Annotated in this window: 11 protein-coding genes; 2 read left to right on the top strand and 9 right to left on the bottom strand. The window is 41.8% G+C overall.

Annotated features, from left to right (window positions below; all coding sequences use genetic code 11):
• Positions 1-4: 4 nt before the first annotated feature.
• The 5 genes from tilS to CS931_RS05710 all read right to left on the bottom strand — a co-directional run bounded on the left by tilS (position 5) and on the right by CS931_RS05710 (position 7,483).
• On the bottom strand, positions 5-1,342 hold the full coding sequence (gene tilS / locus CS931_RS05690) for a tRNA lysidine(34) synthetase TilS (RefSeq protein ID WP_099204807.1): 1,338 nt from the start codon (positions 1,340-1,342) through the stop codon (positions 5-7).
• Complete coding sequence (dnaB, locus tag CS931_RS05695; protein ID WP_099204808.1) at positions 1,335-2,699, bottom strand: replicative DNA helicase; 1,365 nt, start codon at positions 2,697-2,699, stop codon at positions 1,335-1,337. The genes tilS and dnaB overlap by 8 nt, the downstream gene beginning before the upstream one ends.
• A 19-nt stretch (positions 2,700-2,718) precedes the next feature.
• Positions 2,719-3,165, bottom strand: a complete 447-nt coding sequence (gene rplI, locus CS931_RS05700) for a 50S ribosomal protein L9 (protein ID WP_099204809.1) — start codon at positions 3,163-3,165, stop codon at positions 2,719-2,721.
• A 19-nt stretch (positions 3,166-3,184) separates the two neighbouring features.
• Positions 3,185-5,167 carry a DHH family phosphoesterase gene (locus CS931_RS05705; protein ID WP_099205134.1) on the bottom strand — a complete coding sequence of 661 codons (1,983 nt, stop codon included), beginning with the start codon at positions 5,165-5,167 and terminating at the stop codon, positions 3,185-3,187.
• Between the two features lie 135 nt (positions 5,168-5,302).
• Positions 5,303-7,483, bottom strand: a complete 2,181-nt coding sequence (locus tag CS931_RS05710) for an RNase J family beta-CASP ribonuclease (protein ID WP_242964911.1) — start codon at positions 7,481-7,483, stop codon at positions 5,303-5,305.
• Positions 7,484-7,987: 504 nt separating this feature from the next.
• On the opposite strand from CS931_RS05710, the gene CS931_RS05715 reads away from it, so the two are divergent.
• Positions 7,988-9,145, top strand: coding sequence for a cysteine desulfurase family protein (locus CS931_RS05715; RefSeq protein ID WP_099204810.1), 1,158 nt, complete (start codon positions 7,988-7,990; stop codon positions 9,143-9,145).
• Positions 9,146-9,355: 210 nt separating this feature from the next.
• On the opposite strand, the gene CS931_RS05720 is transcribed toward CS931_RS05715, so the two are convergent.
• The 4 genes from CS931_RS05720 to CS931_RS05735 form a co-directional block, all read right to left on the bottom strand.
• Positions 9,356-10,123 carry a methyltransferase domain-containing protein gene (locus tag CS931_RS05720; protein WP_099204811.1) on the bottom strand — a complete coding sequence of 256 codons (768 nt, stop codon included), beginning with the start codon at positions 10,121-10,123 and terminating at the stop codon, positions 9,356-9,358.
• 197 nt (positions 10,124-10,320) lie between these two features.
• Entirely contained in the window at positions 10,321-11,805 is a 1,485-nt protein-coding gene (locus tag CS931_RS05725; RefSeq protein WP_099204812.1) for an oxaloacetate decarboxylase subunit alpha, read from the bottom strand.
• Positions 11,806-11,855: 50 nt separating this feature from the next.
• Positions 11,856-12,245, bottom strand: coding sequence for a biotin/lipoyl-containing protein (locus tag CS931_RS05730; RefSeq protein ID WP_099204813.1), 390 nt, complete (start codon positions 12,243-12,245; stop codon positions 11,856-11,858).
• Between the two features lie 61 nt (positions 12,246-12,306).
• Complete coding sequence (locus tag CS931_RS05735; protein WP_099204814.1) at positions 12,307-12,648, bottom strand: hypothetical protein; 342 nt, start codon at positions 12,646-12,648, stop codon at positions 12,307-12,309.
• Between the two features lie 608 nt (positions 12,649-13,256).
• Between CS931_RS05735 and CS931_RS05740 the strand changes: the two genes are divergently transcribed.
• Entirely contained in the window at positions 13,257-14,582 is a 1,326-nt protein-coding gene (locus CS931_RS05740) for an MATE family efflux transporter (protein WP_099204815.1), read from the top strand.
• Positions 14,583-14,597 lie beyond the last annotated feature (15 nt).

Genomic DNA, 14,597 nt, shown 5'->3' on the forward strand with positions numbered 1-14,597 from the left:
TCCTTCAATCCACCTCTTCAATCCGAACAGTTACTCCATAAAGAGAAGATTCTGTCACTCGAAATTTTTCAGCTACCCCAATTCCTTCTGCAAAAACAATTTCACCGTCATATTCTAAAATCAACTTTTGATCTCTTTCAAACAGAGGTATTTGCTGTTCATTAAATAGTTTTTTCAGTGTCTTGGTTACACGCCTGCCTACGGGAATAAATGCATCTCCGGCCCCACGTGAACGAGCTATTAAATTCTCATATATTGTAACACAATCGAACGAAGAGTTAAATAACAAATTATTAATTTTTTTACTGTTTATTATGTCACAAACAGCGTTTTTTTGCAAGATTAATACCTTACCGTTCGGCAAAAAAGTTTTTTCGCCGATAACTTTTGTTCTCCATGGTTTTGGTCTTTCCAGTGATTGCACAGAAAGAATGCCCGCGCTGCACTCTACCTTTTTTCCACTTGGAATTGTGAATCGTTTTCCGTTTTCTAGCAACTCTGCCGCTTGGATAATATGTTGACTGCTCAATCGTCCACTGCCGCTTTCTTCCAAAAATTGCTTCACAGCGCGCTGTCTAACGGCTGTATGTGCATTTTTCAAAACAGCTGCCGAAAGTCCGCCTTTTACCTTCGCCCTCTCTAGCAACTTATCAGCTTCTGCCTGCATATAGCTTTCATCTAGTAAAAGCATTTGTGCTGTCGAAGAAACCGACTCAATAAAAGAAGGATTCATTTCTTTCATCAACGGAACCATATGATGTCGGATTCGATTGCGTGTATAACCATCTGACTGGTTACTGCTGTCCTCTACAAAAGAAAGCTTTTCTTCACGGCAATACTGCTCAATTTCGGCTCGAGAAACCGCTAGCAGCGGACGGATAATCGCTTCTCTTTGATAAGGAATGCCGCAAAGTCCTGAAAGTGCTGCTCCTTTTGCCAAATTCATAAGAATTGTCTCTGCATTGTCATCGGCATTATGAGCGGTTAAAATGCGGTCATTTTCGCTTTTAATGAGGGAATTAAAACACGCATAACGCACATGACGTCCACATTCCTCCAGCCCCATTTTAAGCTCTTTTGCCTTAGCTGCAATATCTTCCCGAAAAGATTGAAAACGAAGCCCTCGCTGCTGGCAAAATAGCTCAGCAGCAGCTTCGTCACGTTCTGATTCTTCTGATCTAAGCATATGATTCACATGCACGCACAGAATTCGTTCTTTTGCTATCGTTTCGGAAAGAAAACACACCAAAGCCATTGAGTCAGCGCCGCCAGAAAAACCCACAATCACATTTCCTTCAGACGGCAGTGCACTTAAATTGGCTAATTCACAGAGCCTACTCATGACGAATTACCTCTGATGAAGTAAAACGCATGAATTCGCCCTGCCAATGCATCATAACTGTCTTAATCTCACCGTGACGGTTTTTGGCAACAATACATTCAGCACTGTTGGCATCGGCCTCTTCAGCCGGCGGTTCTCCACCGTTTGAAGCATAATATTCGTCACGATAGAGGAACAAAACAATATCGGCGTCCTGCTCAATAGAACCCGAATCTCTAAGGTCCGACAAAACAGGACGATGGTCGGTTCTCTTTTCACTCGCTCTGGCAAGCTGCGAAAGCGCAATAACCGGAACATTGAGTTCTTTTGCCATAATTTTCAGGCTTCGTGTAATCTCTGAAATTTCCTGCACACGGTTATCAATGCGCTTTGCACTAGACATCAACTGCAAATAGTCAATCATAACAGCATCCACATTTTTCAATCTGCGTACCTTGGCTTTGATTTCGGGTACCGTAATACCCGGTGTGTCATCCAAATAAAGCTCTGCTTGCGAGAGTAAATCGCCGCCCTCGACCACGCGAATCCACTCGCCCTCTGAAAGCTGACCTGTTCTAAGCTTGGTTCCTTCCACTAACGATTCGCTAGAGAGCAAACGAGAAGCAAGCTGCTCTTTTGACATTTCTAAAGAGAAAAAGGCAACCTTCCTTTTGATTTTCTGACCAATATGTTTGGCGATATTTAAAGCAAAACTGGTTTTTCCCATACCGGGACGAGCTGCCAGAATAATCAAATCAGAGCGGTTTAAACCGGTAATGGCCTTATCTAAATCACCAATACCGGTTGGCAAAGCTTTATATTGTTCATTATCGGGCGAATTTAGCAAATCTAAACGGTCAAATGTTTCTAAAAGAATTTCTTTGACGTGCTGAAGCCCTTTCATGTTCTTGCCTTGGCGTATATCGTAAATACGCTGTTCGGCAGAATCCAAAAGTAAACTTGAATCTTCTGCGCCGCTTGCCGCATCACTCAAGATATTACGAGCCGTTTCCATGAGCGTGCGAATGTCATATTTATCTCTTACTATGCCGGCATAAATGTGTACATTTGAAATGGAAGGTACAATTTGTGCCAATTGTGTCAAATATACTTTGCCGCTACCTTCGTCAAACGAGCCACTTTCTTTCAAGCTTTCTAGAACTGTAATGAAATCGATTGGCTGACCCAGAGTGAACTTTTGCAGCATAACTGAGTAAATCAACTTGTTATTGACCGCATAAAAATAATCAGAACTCGGTAAAATCTCCATTACTGCCGTAATGGTCTCTGGCTCAAGCAAAATTGCACCCAAAACAGATTGTTCTGCTTCTAAACTAAACGGCATGCCGCCTGAATTGCCATATTCATTTTCAGCCATGACGGCACCTCCTCAGTGATTAAGCTTCGACTACTTCAACCTTTACGCTAGCTGTGATACCGGCATAAAGCTTCACTTCGACCATAAAGGTTCCAAAAGTCTTGATTTCAGAAACCAAGCTGACTTTACGCTTGTCCACATCTACGTTAAATTGATTCTTGATTTCGGCTGCGACTTCTTTGGCGGTTACAGAACCAAAAAGTTTGCCGCCCTGACCTGCTTTGGCTTGAATTTTGACTGTTTTATCGGTCAAAGCATCTGCCTGTTTTTGAGCATTTTCGGTTTCAGTCTTGATTTTATATTCCTGCGATGCCAGCGCATTTTGATACTCGTTCATGGCTTGGGCATTGGCTTCTTTCGCCAATTTTCTGGGCAGCAGGTAGTTTCTGGCATAGCCGTCTGAAACTTCTACGAGTTCGCCTTTTTTTCCCATCGCTCTTACGTCTTGTAACAAAATAACTTTCATGATAATGACCTATCCCTTTCTAAGCATCTGTGTTGTCTTGTATGGTTACTTCTTTGAGTTTGGCATCTAGTTCTTGAATCAATTTCTCTCTGGCTTCTTTCAGCGTAATGTCTTTAAGCTGTGCCCCAGCCATGGTAAAATGGCCGCCCCCGCCGAAAGCTTCTAAAATTAACTGCACATTTACATCGCCTAGGCTGCGTCCTGAAATATTCACATCACTGCCGTTGCGATATAAAACGAAAGAAGCCTTCACGCCTTGAATCGTCAGCAGCTCATCTGCCGCCTGGGCAGCAGCAATGCGAATATCACCCTCTGTTTCAGCGGATTCTGCAATAGCACAGGTTTGATAGATTTCAGCATTTGAAACCATCGCCGCTTTCTTTTTATAAGATTCAAAAGAATTGGCAAACAGTTTCTTTACTTCTACTGTGTCCGCGCCGCATCGACGCAAAAACGCGGCGGCTTCGAACGTTCTGACACCTGTTTTTAAGACAAAGCTCTTTGTATCAAGCATAATACCTGCTAAAAGAGCTTGGGCAGCAGCAGGCGAAATAGAGGACGACTTGATGTACTGTACAATTTCAGTGACCATTTCGGCCGCGGAGCTGGCATACGGTTCATGATAAAAAATCAGGGCCTCTCGGATGTAATTGACCATCATACGGTGGTGGTCGATGACAATTGTACGTTTGGATCTTGTGAGCATTTCTTCGCTCTCAACAAAAGTCGGCGAATGTGTATCCGTAATGATCAAAAGAGAATGCTCTGTTTGCATTTGCAAGGCTTCTTGCGGGCTGATAAAAACTCTGTCGTTTTTATAGTAATCTTCTACGGCATCCACCAACTGTCCTGCCAGTGTACGGCTGCGGTCTACCACCACATGAACCGAAACATCCAACCCTTTGGCAATCACGGCCCACATACCAACCGCTGAACCAACGCTGTCTAAATCAGAGTTTTTATGTCCCATGATAAACACCTTGTCGCTGGCACGTACATGGTCTGAAATCGCTGCCGCAATAACTCTTGTCCGAACCTTATCACGTTTCTCAACGCCTCTTGACAAGCCACCAAAAAATTCGTATGCTCCATCAGACTGCATCACTGCAACCTGATCACCGCCTCGCCCCAATGCCATATCCAGCGCCTGTCTGGCGAATCGTTCGCTCTCTGCCAAATTGCTAGCCCCTCGACCGACTCCAATCGAAACCGTAGCATTCATATTATTGCTGCTCATTATCTTTCTAACTTCATCTAAAACAGCAAAGCGGCGTTTTCTTGCCTGTTCAATTTGGGCATCATACGTTACAATCAAATAGCGGCCATTGCTCATCTTTTTCAGAAATCCACCGACCGTATTGTTGCCCCACTCTCTTAAAACGGCATCCACTTCTGCCACAATGCGAGATTCCTCTCCGCCCGGTACACCTCTAACCATTTCTTCTCGATTGTCAAAAGCAGCCATACAGACCACAGGTTTCTTCTCCCGATACTCTTTATGTATCTCTTTATAAAAGGTATCGTCCACGAAATAAAGCACCATATAGCCTTCTGCCTTAGCGCCATAGACCGTATATTGCCTTTCGCCGTATGTAATCGGTGTGCCGGCATTGCTCAAGATTTGACGAAGGGTTTTCGGATAAATAAACCGCACAATGTTTTCGCCGGCAACCGGAAAACTTGCTCCAAAGCTTTCTCGAAACATTTTATTGCACCATGTCACATCACCTTGTGGTGACACGACCGCAAGCGGCAATGCGAAATCCTCCAGTGAAATATCTTCTCTGGCGGCAAGCACTTTTTGTGCTGTTTTAACGGCCGAACCAACCTTTCTGCGCAGCATCACATCACTGATTGCTACACCTACAATCGCCAAAACAGATACTGTCAGCTCCATGGCAAACAATATTTTGTTGTATCGATAGCTCACTAATGACATTCCCAAAAGGGCTGCCGCCATTAGATAAAACAGTGGTGAAATCACCCAAACTCGTTTTTTCAATCTAATACTCATGTCCTTTCCGTTGTTTTACCCCAAAACAATTGTTGAGTATTGCCTATCAAGCCACAGCAGTTTTTCAGAAAAAAGCAGGCGGTAAGAGCCCAGAGTCCTGAAATCCTACCGCCTGTTAAAAGTTTAAATCTCCATGATAATTGGTAAAATCATAGGACTTCTCTTTGTTTTTCGATAAAGGAAACGAGAAAGCTCTTCCTTAATGTTCTGCTTGAGCCCGTTCCACTCTCTCACGCCGGTGTTGGCACACTCTTCAAGAGTATTATACACCAATTTCTGCGCTTCGTCCATGAGCTTTTCAGATTCTCTGATATAAACGAAACCTCTCGAAACAATATCAGGCCCCGACACCACATGACCGCTCGTTGCGTCAATTGAACAAACTGCAATGATAATGCCGTCTTCGGCCAAATGTTTACGATCACGTAAGACTACGTTACCAACGTCGCCCACACCAAGGCCATCCACCATGACAGAACCTGCCTGTACATCAGGGCCTTTTCTCATATAACCTTCTTGAATCTCTAAGCAATTTCCGATGTTGCCAATGAAAATATTTTTTTCTGGCATGCCCAGTGATTTGGCAATATTGGCATGCTTTCTCAAATGTTTAAACTCGCCATGCACCGGTATGAAGAATTTCGGTTTTACAAGAGCCTGCATGATTTTTAGTTCTTCTTGGCAAGCATGACCCGAAACGTGCACATCGTACATGGACTCGTAAATCACCGTACATTCACGGCGCAAGAGTTCGTCAACAACAGCACCAACCGTTTTTTCATTGCCGGGAATCGGTCTTGCCGAAATAATGATGAAATCATTCGGTCCAACTTCTACTTGTCTGTGATCAGCAAATGCCATTCGTGACAATGCCGCCATAGGTTCGCCCTGACTGCCTGTTGTTATCAGTACAATTTCGCCGTTATCATAGCGGTTAATCGTGTTCAAATCAATCAATAGCCCTTCCGGCACATGCAAATAGCCAAGCTCGGTGGCAATGCCCATGACGTTCAGCATACTACGTCCAGAAAGAGCCACTTTACGTTTATATTTCACCGCACAGTTAATAATCTGCTGCACTCTGCTGATATTGGAAGCAAAGGTAGCAACAATAATACGTTTTCCTTCTGCCTTGCCAAACAAGGTCTCGAGTGTGTTGCCGACCATCTGCTCGGTTTGTGTATAGCCAGGGCGTTCTGCGTTGGTCGAGTCGGCCATTAAAGCCAAAACCCCTTCTTCACCCAACTGTGCAAAGCGAGCCAAGTTAATCATTTCTCCCTCTGTGGGAGTAAAATCTATTTTGAAGTCACCGGTGTGCACAATCGTACCAGCCGGTGTATGAAGCGCAAGTGAAACGGCATCTGAAATAGAGTGATTGACATGAATCAGCTCAATATCAAAGCAACCCAATTTAATATGAGAACCCGGAGGGGTAACGTTCAGTTTTGCCTGATTGAACAAATTATGTTCTTTCAGTTTGCCGCCAATTAAACCAATTGTCAGCGAAGTAGCGTAAACCGGAACATTAATCTTCTTTAGCAGATAGGCTAAACTTCCGATATGGTCTTCATGTCCGTGAGTGATAACGATACCTTTAATTTTATCAAAATTTTTCTCTAAGAAAGTGAAATCAGGGATAACAATGTCTACACCATACATGTTTTCGCTTGGGAATGCTAAACCGCAATCTACAACCACCATATCTCCGTTGCATTCAAATACCGTGATGTTTTTGCCGATTTCATTCAGACCACCTAAGAAATAAACCTTCACAGCTGGTTTATTAGAAGCCTTCTGTCCTCTTGGGCGTCTATTGCCTGATTTTTGTGTCTTACCTGCGGTATTTTTATTCTGCGGTTGCGTTCTATTTTCAGACTTTTTCTCAGCTGTGCTTGTTTTCTTTTCATTTGTTGCCGGTTTATTATTCTGATTTGCTGCTGCTACATTAGGCTGGGTGGCATTACCACGGGGTGTATTGCCCTGAGCTGTACCGGTTTGTGTCGCATTAGCAGGTCTTCTGTTGTTTCTTCTTGGCTGCGATGGTTTTTGCCCTTGTCCATTGGTTCTGTTGGGTTGAGCATTCTTTTCCTGCCCATTCTGCTGGGGTCTTTGTTTTGGTCTCGCTTGTTGTCTTTGTTGTGGTTTTTCCACTGCATTAGCCACAACTTCTTTTTTAGCTTGCTCATGAACCGCAGTGGTTGCTGAGTCAGCAGAACTAAGCATATAATCCACCTGTTTTTCACTGCTATTAAGCGACGGGGTATGTCGCATTTTATTTATTTTTTTATTGTTGTTGTCTATCAATCAAATTTCCTCCTAAAATGTTTTTATGTACTATTAATTTATCTGTCCGCTGTTATGCTGTATAGTCCGTAACCCATTTTCCTGAATATAAAAATAACAAAATAGACACAAAGAAAATCTCTGTGCATCATTTTGCTTCCATATAGAGTTCAGTTAACCTCGTTGACCGCTGTGTCGGCAACAAAGCACTTTGTCATGACAATCTATTTTAGTAAAATAAAAATAAATCTTGTCAAACATCTCTCAGGTATCTATCAAAAGGCGGCAAATACCGCTAAAAGCCAAAATAAAGTGAGAACTATTTATATAAACCGTAAAGACGGATTAACCTAGCCATTATCAACTTGAAAATAATATTATTACTATTTTACCTTTTACCCTAATGAATGTCAAGCCACCATTTGTCACGCAAACCAATTTGCGCAAGCTTTGAAGAAAAAATTTGCAAACGTAACGCAACCTGTTATACTATAAAAAGAATCTACTAGAAAGGTCTTTATTATCATGAGTCATAATGATTTCATTTATGCAGACAATGCTGCCACAACTGCTGTTCTTCCTGCCGTTGCTGATGCCATGCTGCCTTTTTTTACCGAAATTTACGGAAACGCTTCTTCCCCTTATGAGATTGGCAGAAGAGCTAAATCCGCTTTAGAAAACGCCCGAGCCGAAATTGCTCATTGTTTTGGCTGTGATGCTGCTGAAATTTTCTTTACTTCAGGTGGTACCGAAAGCAACAATTGGGCCATTCAAAGTATTATGAAGCAAAAATCTAAAGAGAGTAAAACGCATATAATTACCAGCCAAATTGAACACCACTCTATTTTAAGAGTTTGTCAGGAGTGGGAAAAAGAGGGCGGTACTGTTACCTATCTGCCCGTTGATAAAAACGGTTTAGTTAACCCCGCTGATGTTGAAAAGAGCATTCGTGGAAATACTGCTCTTGTGTCTATTATGGCGGCCAACAATGAAATCGGTACTCTTCAGCCTCTTCAAGAAATCGGAGGTATCTGTCGTAGTCACAATGTCCTTTTTCATACTGACGCTGTGCAGGCTGTGGGGCATCTTCCGATCAACCCTCATGATATCCCTGTCGATTTATTTTCCTTTTCTGCTCATAAATTTCACGGTCCTAAAGGAATCGGAGGGCTTTATGTCAACCGTTCTGTCAATCTTCCTCCCCTTCTTTTCGGTGGCGAACAAGAACGTGCGAAACGGCCCGGCACCCAAAATGTTGCCGCCGCTGTAGGGCTTTCTACGGCCTTATCGCTTGCTTGCCAAGAAATGACGGAAAGAAATGAAAAAATCAGAAAATTACGTGATTTGCTCATTGAGAATGTGCTTAAAATTCCAGGCAGTTCCTTAAACGGAGACCCGAATCAGCGTTTGCCCGGCAACGCTAATTTCTGCTTTGAGGGCATTGAGGGTGAATCACTTCTCTTAATGATGGACATGCACAATATTTATTGTTCCTCCGGCTCTGCTTGCACCAGCGGTGCCACTGACCCCAGCCATGTAATCTTGGCATTGGGTGTGCCGAAAGACCTCGCGCGTAGTTCGGTGCGCATAAGCCTGAGCCACCTAAACACAGAGGAAGATGTTAGGCAAATTATCTCGGTACTTGAAGAAGCGATTAGCCGTTTACGGCGTCTGCGTCCTTAAATGGCTATTGACAATTTCATAAAAAAGAGGATAGAGAAAGGCTGTGGGTGCCTTTCTCTATCTTTATAATGATCAAAACTTTGCCTTCAAAAGCTCCCCAATAATTCATCTTTGCGCCTTTTGGTATAGTACCTTTGAAAACAAAGCTTTGCTTGCTTTTAGTATGAGTTGTTCTTCGAATTTTATACTTTTGCTTTAAAGCTAAGAACACTATTTTTCTGCGAGCATAAAAAATCGGGGAAAACGAAAAATAATTTTTCCGTCTTGTTGAGCAGGATATGCCCGCTTCACTTTTTCAAAAACTTGTTTCTGAAATTCATCCGCTAGTTCGCTGGAAAGAGATTGAATATAAGGACGCAGTCCTGTTCCACGATACCAATCCATAATTGCTTCGTGATTCTCCATAATGTGAAAATAGGTGGTCTGCCAAAGAGTAAATGACTCTGCACAGACGTTAAAAATATCATAATAATCGTTTTGCGCTAAGTTATGAAAAATTTTTGGTTCGTCAATTTTGTCTGCCCATTCTTTCTTTTTCACAAGATTCATAATGATTTTTTGAATTGGCTCTTCTTCATTCATTGGTGTTTGAATTGCTAAAATTCCGCCTTTTTTCAGACATTTCATCATATTAGGGATGAGCAACTTGTGATTTTGTATCCACTGAATACAAGCATTGGAGAAGACAACATCAAAGTCTGTACCTAATTTGGTCAAATCATCTGATGCATTAAAGACACGAAAAAAAGTTTTTTTATCCGTTTGACACGCTTGTTCAATCATCTCAGGAGAACTATCAATTCCCAAAATTTCAGCGTCTGGATATTTTTTTCTTAAAACAGCGGTACTGTTTCCAGGGCCACATCCAATATCCAAAATCTTCTTTGGTTTTGCAACATCAATTTCATTTGCCAAATCTCTTGCCGGCTTTGTCCGTTCTTTTTCAAACTTTAAATATTGTTCCGAATTCCAATTCATTCTATCCTTCTCCTTACCAAGTAAAAGCACTATTTTTTCTGTTTCATCTATTCTACACTAATGCTCTAACATTCTTTATCCTTCTATTCACAAAACAAACTTTTAATGAAAATCCACTCTATCTCCAAATCAAAACTTATTTCAGAATATAAAAATACTGCCAACAGAAAGTCTGCTGACAGTGTTTTTTGTTTACTTTAGAAATTCCCGCCGGTTAAATCTTCTACAATCAGTGTTCTCACACGATTGTCAGAAGCAGCTGCAGGAGCAGCTTGCACAGCAGGTGCTGCCTGTGCTACAGGAGCAGCCGCTTTTGCTTCTTCTTTAACAGGTTCAGCAGCTTCACCACCGGCATTGCGCCATTTGATAAACTTTTCTGCTACCTGTGGGAACAAAGCATAGCTTAGAACATCTTCTTCGCTCTTTGCAAACTCTTTGCTCTCTTCTCTATATTTATCCATTTCAGGAGCAAGCAAATCAGCAGGACGGCAAGTAATCACTTCTTCGTCGCCAATTGCTTTTTTGCGGACTTCTTCATTTACAGGAGCTGGAAGCTGTCCATATTCACCCTTCAACAGACCTTTAGATTCTTTGGAAACCATTTTGTAGCGTTCGCCTGCCAAAATATTCAGCACAGCTTGTGAACCAACAATCTGACTGGTTGGGGTAACAAGCGGCGGATAACCAAAATCTTCTCTTACACGTGGAATTTCAGCCAGCACATCATAATATTTATCTTGTGCGTTAGCCTGCTTCAACTGAGAAATCAGGTTAGAAAGCATGCCGCCGGGTACCTGGTACAATAGCGTATTGGTATCAACCTTCAAGACTTTCGGGTCAATATCCAATTTATCAGCCACCGTGCGGAAATGAGCAGCAGCTTCACTCAAAAGGCCTAAATCAAAACCGGTATCACGGCTTGTGCCTTGCAGTGTAGCAACCAAAGATTCCGTTGCCGGCTGAGCTGTACCGTTTGCCATAGGTGACAGAGCACAGTCTACAATATCTACACCAGCTTGAATCGCCATGAGGTTGGTCATGTCGCCTGTACCTGTTGTGTTATGAGTATGCAGATGAATCGGCACACTGACATTATCTTTCAGCTTTTTCACAAGTGAATAAGCATCATAAGGCAAAAGCAAGTTTGCCATGTCTTTGATACAGATAGAATCGGCACCCATTTTCTCAAGCTTCATCGCAAGCTTCACGAAATATTCTTCGCTGTGTACAGGGCTTTTGGTGTAACTGATTGCTACTTCACAGTGTCCCCCGTACAGCTTAATGAATTTAATGGCGGCTTCCATATTTCTGGTGTCGTTGAGCGCATCAAAAACACGAACAACGTCAATGCCGTTTTCAATGGATTTTTTGCAGAATTGTTCAACAACATCATCTGCATAATGTTTATAACCTAAAATATTCTGACCGCGCAAAAGCATCTGCAATTTTGTGTTCGGCATTGCTTTTTTCAGCGCTCTGAGTCTTTCCCATGGGTCTTCGTTTAGAAAGCGCATACATACATCAAATGTAGCACCGCCCCAACATTCCAGTGACCAATATCCAACTTTATCCAGAATCTCGCAGGCCGGAAGCATATCTTCCAGACGCATACGAGTGGCAGCTTGAGATTGATGAGCGTCACGCAGAATGGTATCCATAATTTTAACTGGATTCTTTGCCATAGCTTCTCTCCTCCGTTTGCTGTTTTATTTCATATTACCTATTTTTATAATTAGGCAATTGTACAAAGAGGTGTACCGCTTTCAACAGTTGCACCTGCGCTGACAGCAACAGAAGTCACAACACCGTCTTTGGGCGCCATGATTTCATTTTCCATTTTCATAGCTTCTAAAATCATCAGCACATCGCCTGATTTAACTGCTTGGCCTGCAGAAACGTTGACTGAAAGAATTGTGCCGGGCATTGGTGAAGCAATTTCTTCACCTGCGCCTGCCGGTGCTGCAACTGGTGTTGCCTCAACAACGGGAGCTGGTGCAGCTGCAACAGGAGCTGGAGCAGCAACCTGTACGGGAGCAGCTGCGGGTGCCGGTGTGCCTTCTGCGACTTCGGATACATTGACTTCATACGTTGAGCCGTTAACTGTTACGTGATATGTTTTCATAGCCATAGACCTTTCTTCTGAAAATTAATAGTTACATTGTTACAAGGCAAAGGGTGTAAAATCACACTCTGCGAATGGAGTGAATGCGAAGACGAGAAACGTCAGTTCCTGTCGATTCTGCAATTGCAGCGGCCATCACCGCCACGAGTTCACCTTTGTTTTCATTGACCTGCATTGCCGGAGCGACTGGTAAATTCGCCGTTTGTGCAGCTTGCGACTGAACCAAAGTTCCTGTTGGTTTGTCTGCTATTCTTTTGAGTTTTGCTGCAATATAAATTAACACAATTGCGATGACAGCCGTAATGGCTACTGCCGCAATGAGCAAGCCCATCAGTTTTTCAGTCTGAAAAGCGTCCTGCAGTACCTCTTTAACCAGGTTTTTAACTTCGTTTTGAACTACCATAGTTCTCTCCTTTCTGTTTAATCCAATAAACAAGGAAGATTAAGCACTTTGAAAAACAGCCCATACTCCCACATTTTATTCTTGTTTCTATCATATCATTATTCAGTTCTCATTACAAGCTTTTTGTCTCAAAAATTGACGAAAAAAGCACAGTGTTTGTTTATTTTTTTAATTTAACCCCTCCTAATATCTCAAAATATTTTACTCTATTTTGACAGAATATTCTATGTGTCTTGCAAAATTTATAGATTAATAGTAGAATAAAGCTAAGACTATTTTTGAATTACGAAAACTGCTGTCCTTTTTCGCCATTCAAAAAAGTTCTTTATTTTGTTTTAGCCTTTTTGTACATTGTAAAACTAATTTTATCTATTATTACGAATCACTTTCTGTGATTTTTATGCTTTTATACTTATACTTTTCCATTATATTTTTGACTCTTTCGCAAGCCTTAATTTTTTTTCTTTTTTCTCCTTCCAAAAACGTGCTGTTTAAATAAGGAGAAAGTGACTTATAGCAAAACTGATTTTTCAGAAATTTTTAATTTTGTGAGCTGAAAATGCGGCAAATACTTTCGCACAATTATCACTTTTAAGAAAGGGTCTCCCATGTTTTCTAATAAAAGTCTTCGCAATTTAATTGTCCCCCTAATTATCGAACAATTTCTTGCTGTTACAATCGGTATCGCGAATACCGCTATGGTTTCTTCAGTGGGAGAAGCAGCAGTTTCAGGCGTCTCGTTGGTTGACTCAATCAACTTGCTGCTGATTAATCTCTTTTCTTCTATTGCTACTGGAGGAGCCGTGGTTGCCTCACAATACCTTGGAAAAGGGGAACGCTGGAACGCGAACAAAATCGCCAATCAACTAGAATATTTTTCTGTAGGTGCTTCTCTTTTAATTGCTGCTTTTGCCATTATTTTCCGAGATACCATCTTACAAGTGGTCTTTCGTGAACTTTCTGATGAAGTTATGCAAAATGCGCGCATCTATTTTTTACTTTCTGCCATTTCCTACCCTTTCTTGGCTGTTTATAACGCCGGTGCCGCTTTATTCCGTTCAATGGGCAACTCTAAAATTTCAATGCTGATTGCTATATTGATGAATATTATTAATATCTCTATTAGTGCTGTCGGAATTTATATGTTTAACCTTGGCGTCATGGGCGCAGCTCTCGCCTCTCTTTGTGCTCGTATAGTAGGTTCCATCGTCATCACGATTTTACTGCTGAATCCAAATCGAGAAATTTATTTAGATCAGATTTGGAAAGTTAAAATACATCTTGAATACATAAAAAAAATAATGAAAATCGGTATTCCTAGCGGGCTAGAAAACAGTGTTTTTCAGCTGGGAAAAATCCTTACCATGAGTATTGTTTCCAGCTTTGGTACTGCCGCCATTACCGCTAATGCGGTTGCAGGTAACTTATCCTCCATTCAGATTATTCCTGGCAGTGCTATCGGCATGGCTATGCTGACAATTATAGGACAGAGCGTTGGTGCACGAGATATTAAAGGTGCCAAGACCTATACAAAAAGGTTAATGATTATTGCTTATGTTTCTGTCTGGATTACCACTGTAGCTATTTTTCTTTCTAAAGATTTAATTTTAGGTGTATATAATTTATCTACAGAGACCACTGATATTTTAATTCAGTTGTTCCTCGTACACGCTTTCTGCTGTGTGTTAATATGGCCACTTTCCTTCACGCTTCCTAATGCACTTCGAGCTGCGGGTGATGCAAAATTCACAATGATTACTTCACTGCTTTCTATGTGGATATTCCGTATTGCTTTCAGCTACATTTTGGCATTTTACTTTGATATGAATGTCTTTGGCATTTGGGTCGCTATGTGTATCGACTGGCTTTTCCGCTCCATTTGCTTTATAATTCGCTTTGCTCGTGGCAAATGGCAAAATCATCGACTGGTCTAAACAGAAAACAAGCCA

It is taken from the genome of Scatolibacter rhodanostii (genome assembly GCF_900197595.1).
Lineage (GTDB): Bacteria > Bacillota > Clostridia > Oscillospirales > Acutalibacteraceae > Scatolibacter > Scatolibacter rhodanostii.

Bases quoted from the DNA above. Each gene is read 5' to 3' on its own strand.
- tilS (WP_099204807.1), bottom strand. From the start codon at position 1,342: ATGAGTAGGCTCTGTGAATTAGCCAATTTAAGTGCACTGCCGTCTGAA.
- dnaB (WP_099204808.1), bottom strand. From the start codon at position 2,699: ATGGCTGAAAATGAATATGGCAATTCAGGCGGCATGCCGTTTAGTTTA.
- rplI (WP_099204809.1), bottom strand. From the start codon at position 3,165: ATGAAAGTTATTTTGTTACAAGACGTAAGAGCGATGGGAAAAAAAGGC.
- CS931_RS05715 (WP_099204810.1), top strand. From the start codon at position 7,988: ATGAGTCATAATGATTTCATTTATGCAGACAATGCTGCCACAACTGCT.
- CS931_RS05720 (WP_099204811.1), bottom strand. From the start codon at position 10,123: ATGAATTGGAATTCGGAACAATATTTAAAGTTTGAAAAAGAACGGACA.
- CS931_RS05725 (WP_099204812.1), bottom strand. From the start codon at position 11,805: ATGGCAAAGAATCCAGTTAAAATTATGGATACCATTCTGCGTGACGCT.
- CS931_RS05730 (WP_099204813.1), bottom strand. From the start codon at position 12,245: ATGAAAACATATCACGTAACAGTTAACGGCTCAACGTATGAAGTCAAT.
- CS931_RS05735 (WP_099204814.1), bottom strand. From the start codon at position 12,648: ATGGTAGTTCAAAACGAAGTTAAAAACCTGGTTAAAGAGGTACTGCAG.
- CS931_RS05740 (WP_099204815.1), top strand. From the start codon at position 13,257: ATGTTTTCTAATAAAAGTCTTCGCAATTTAATTGTCCCCCTAATTATC.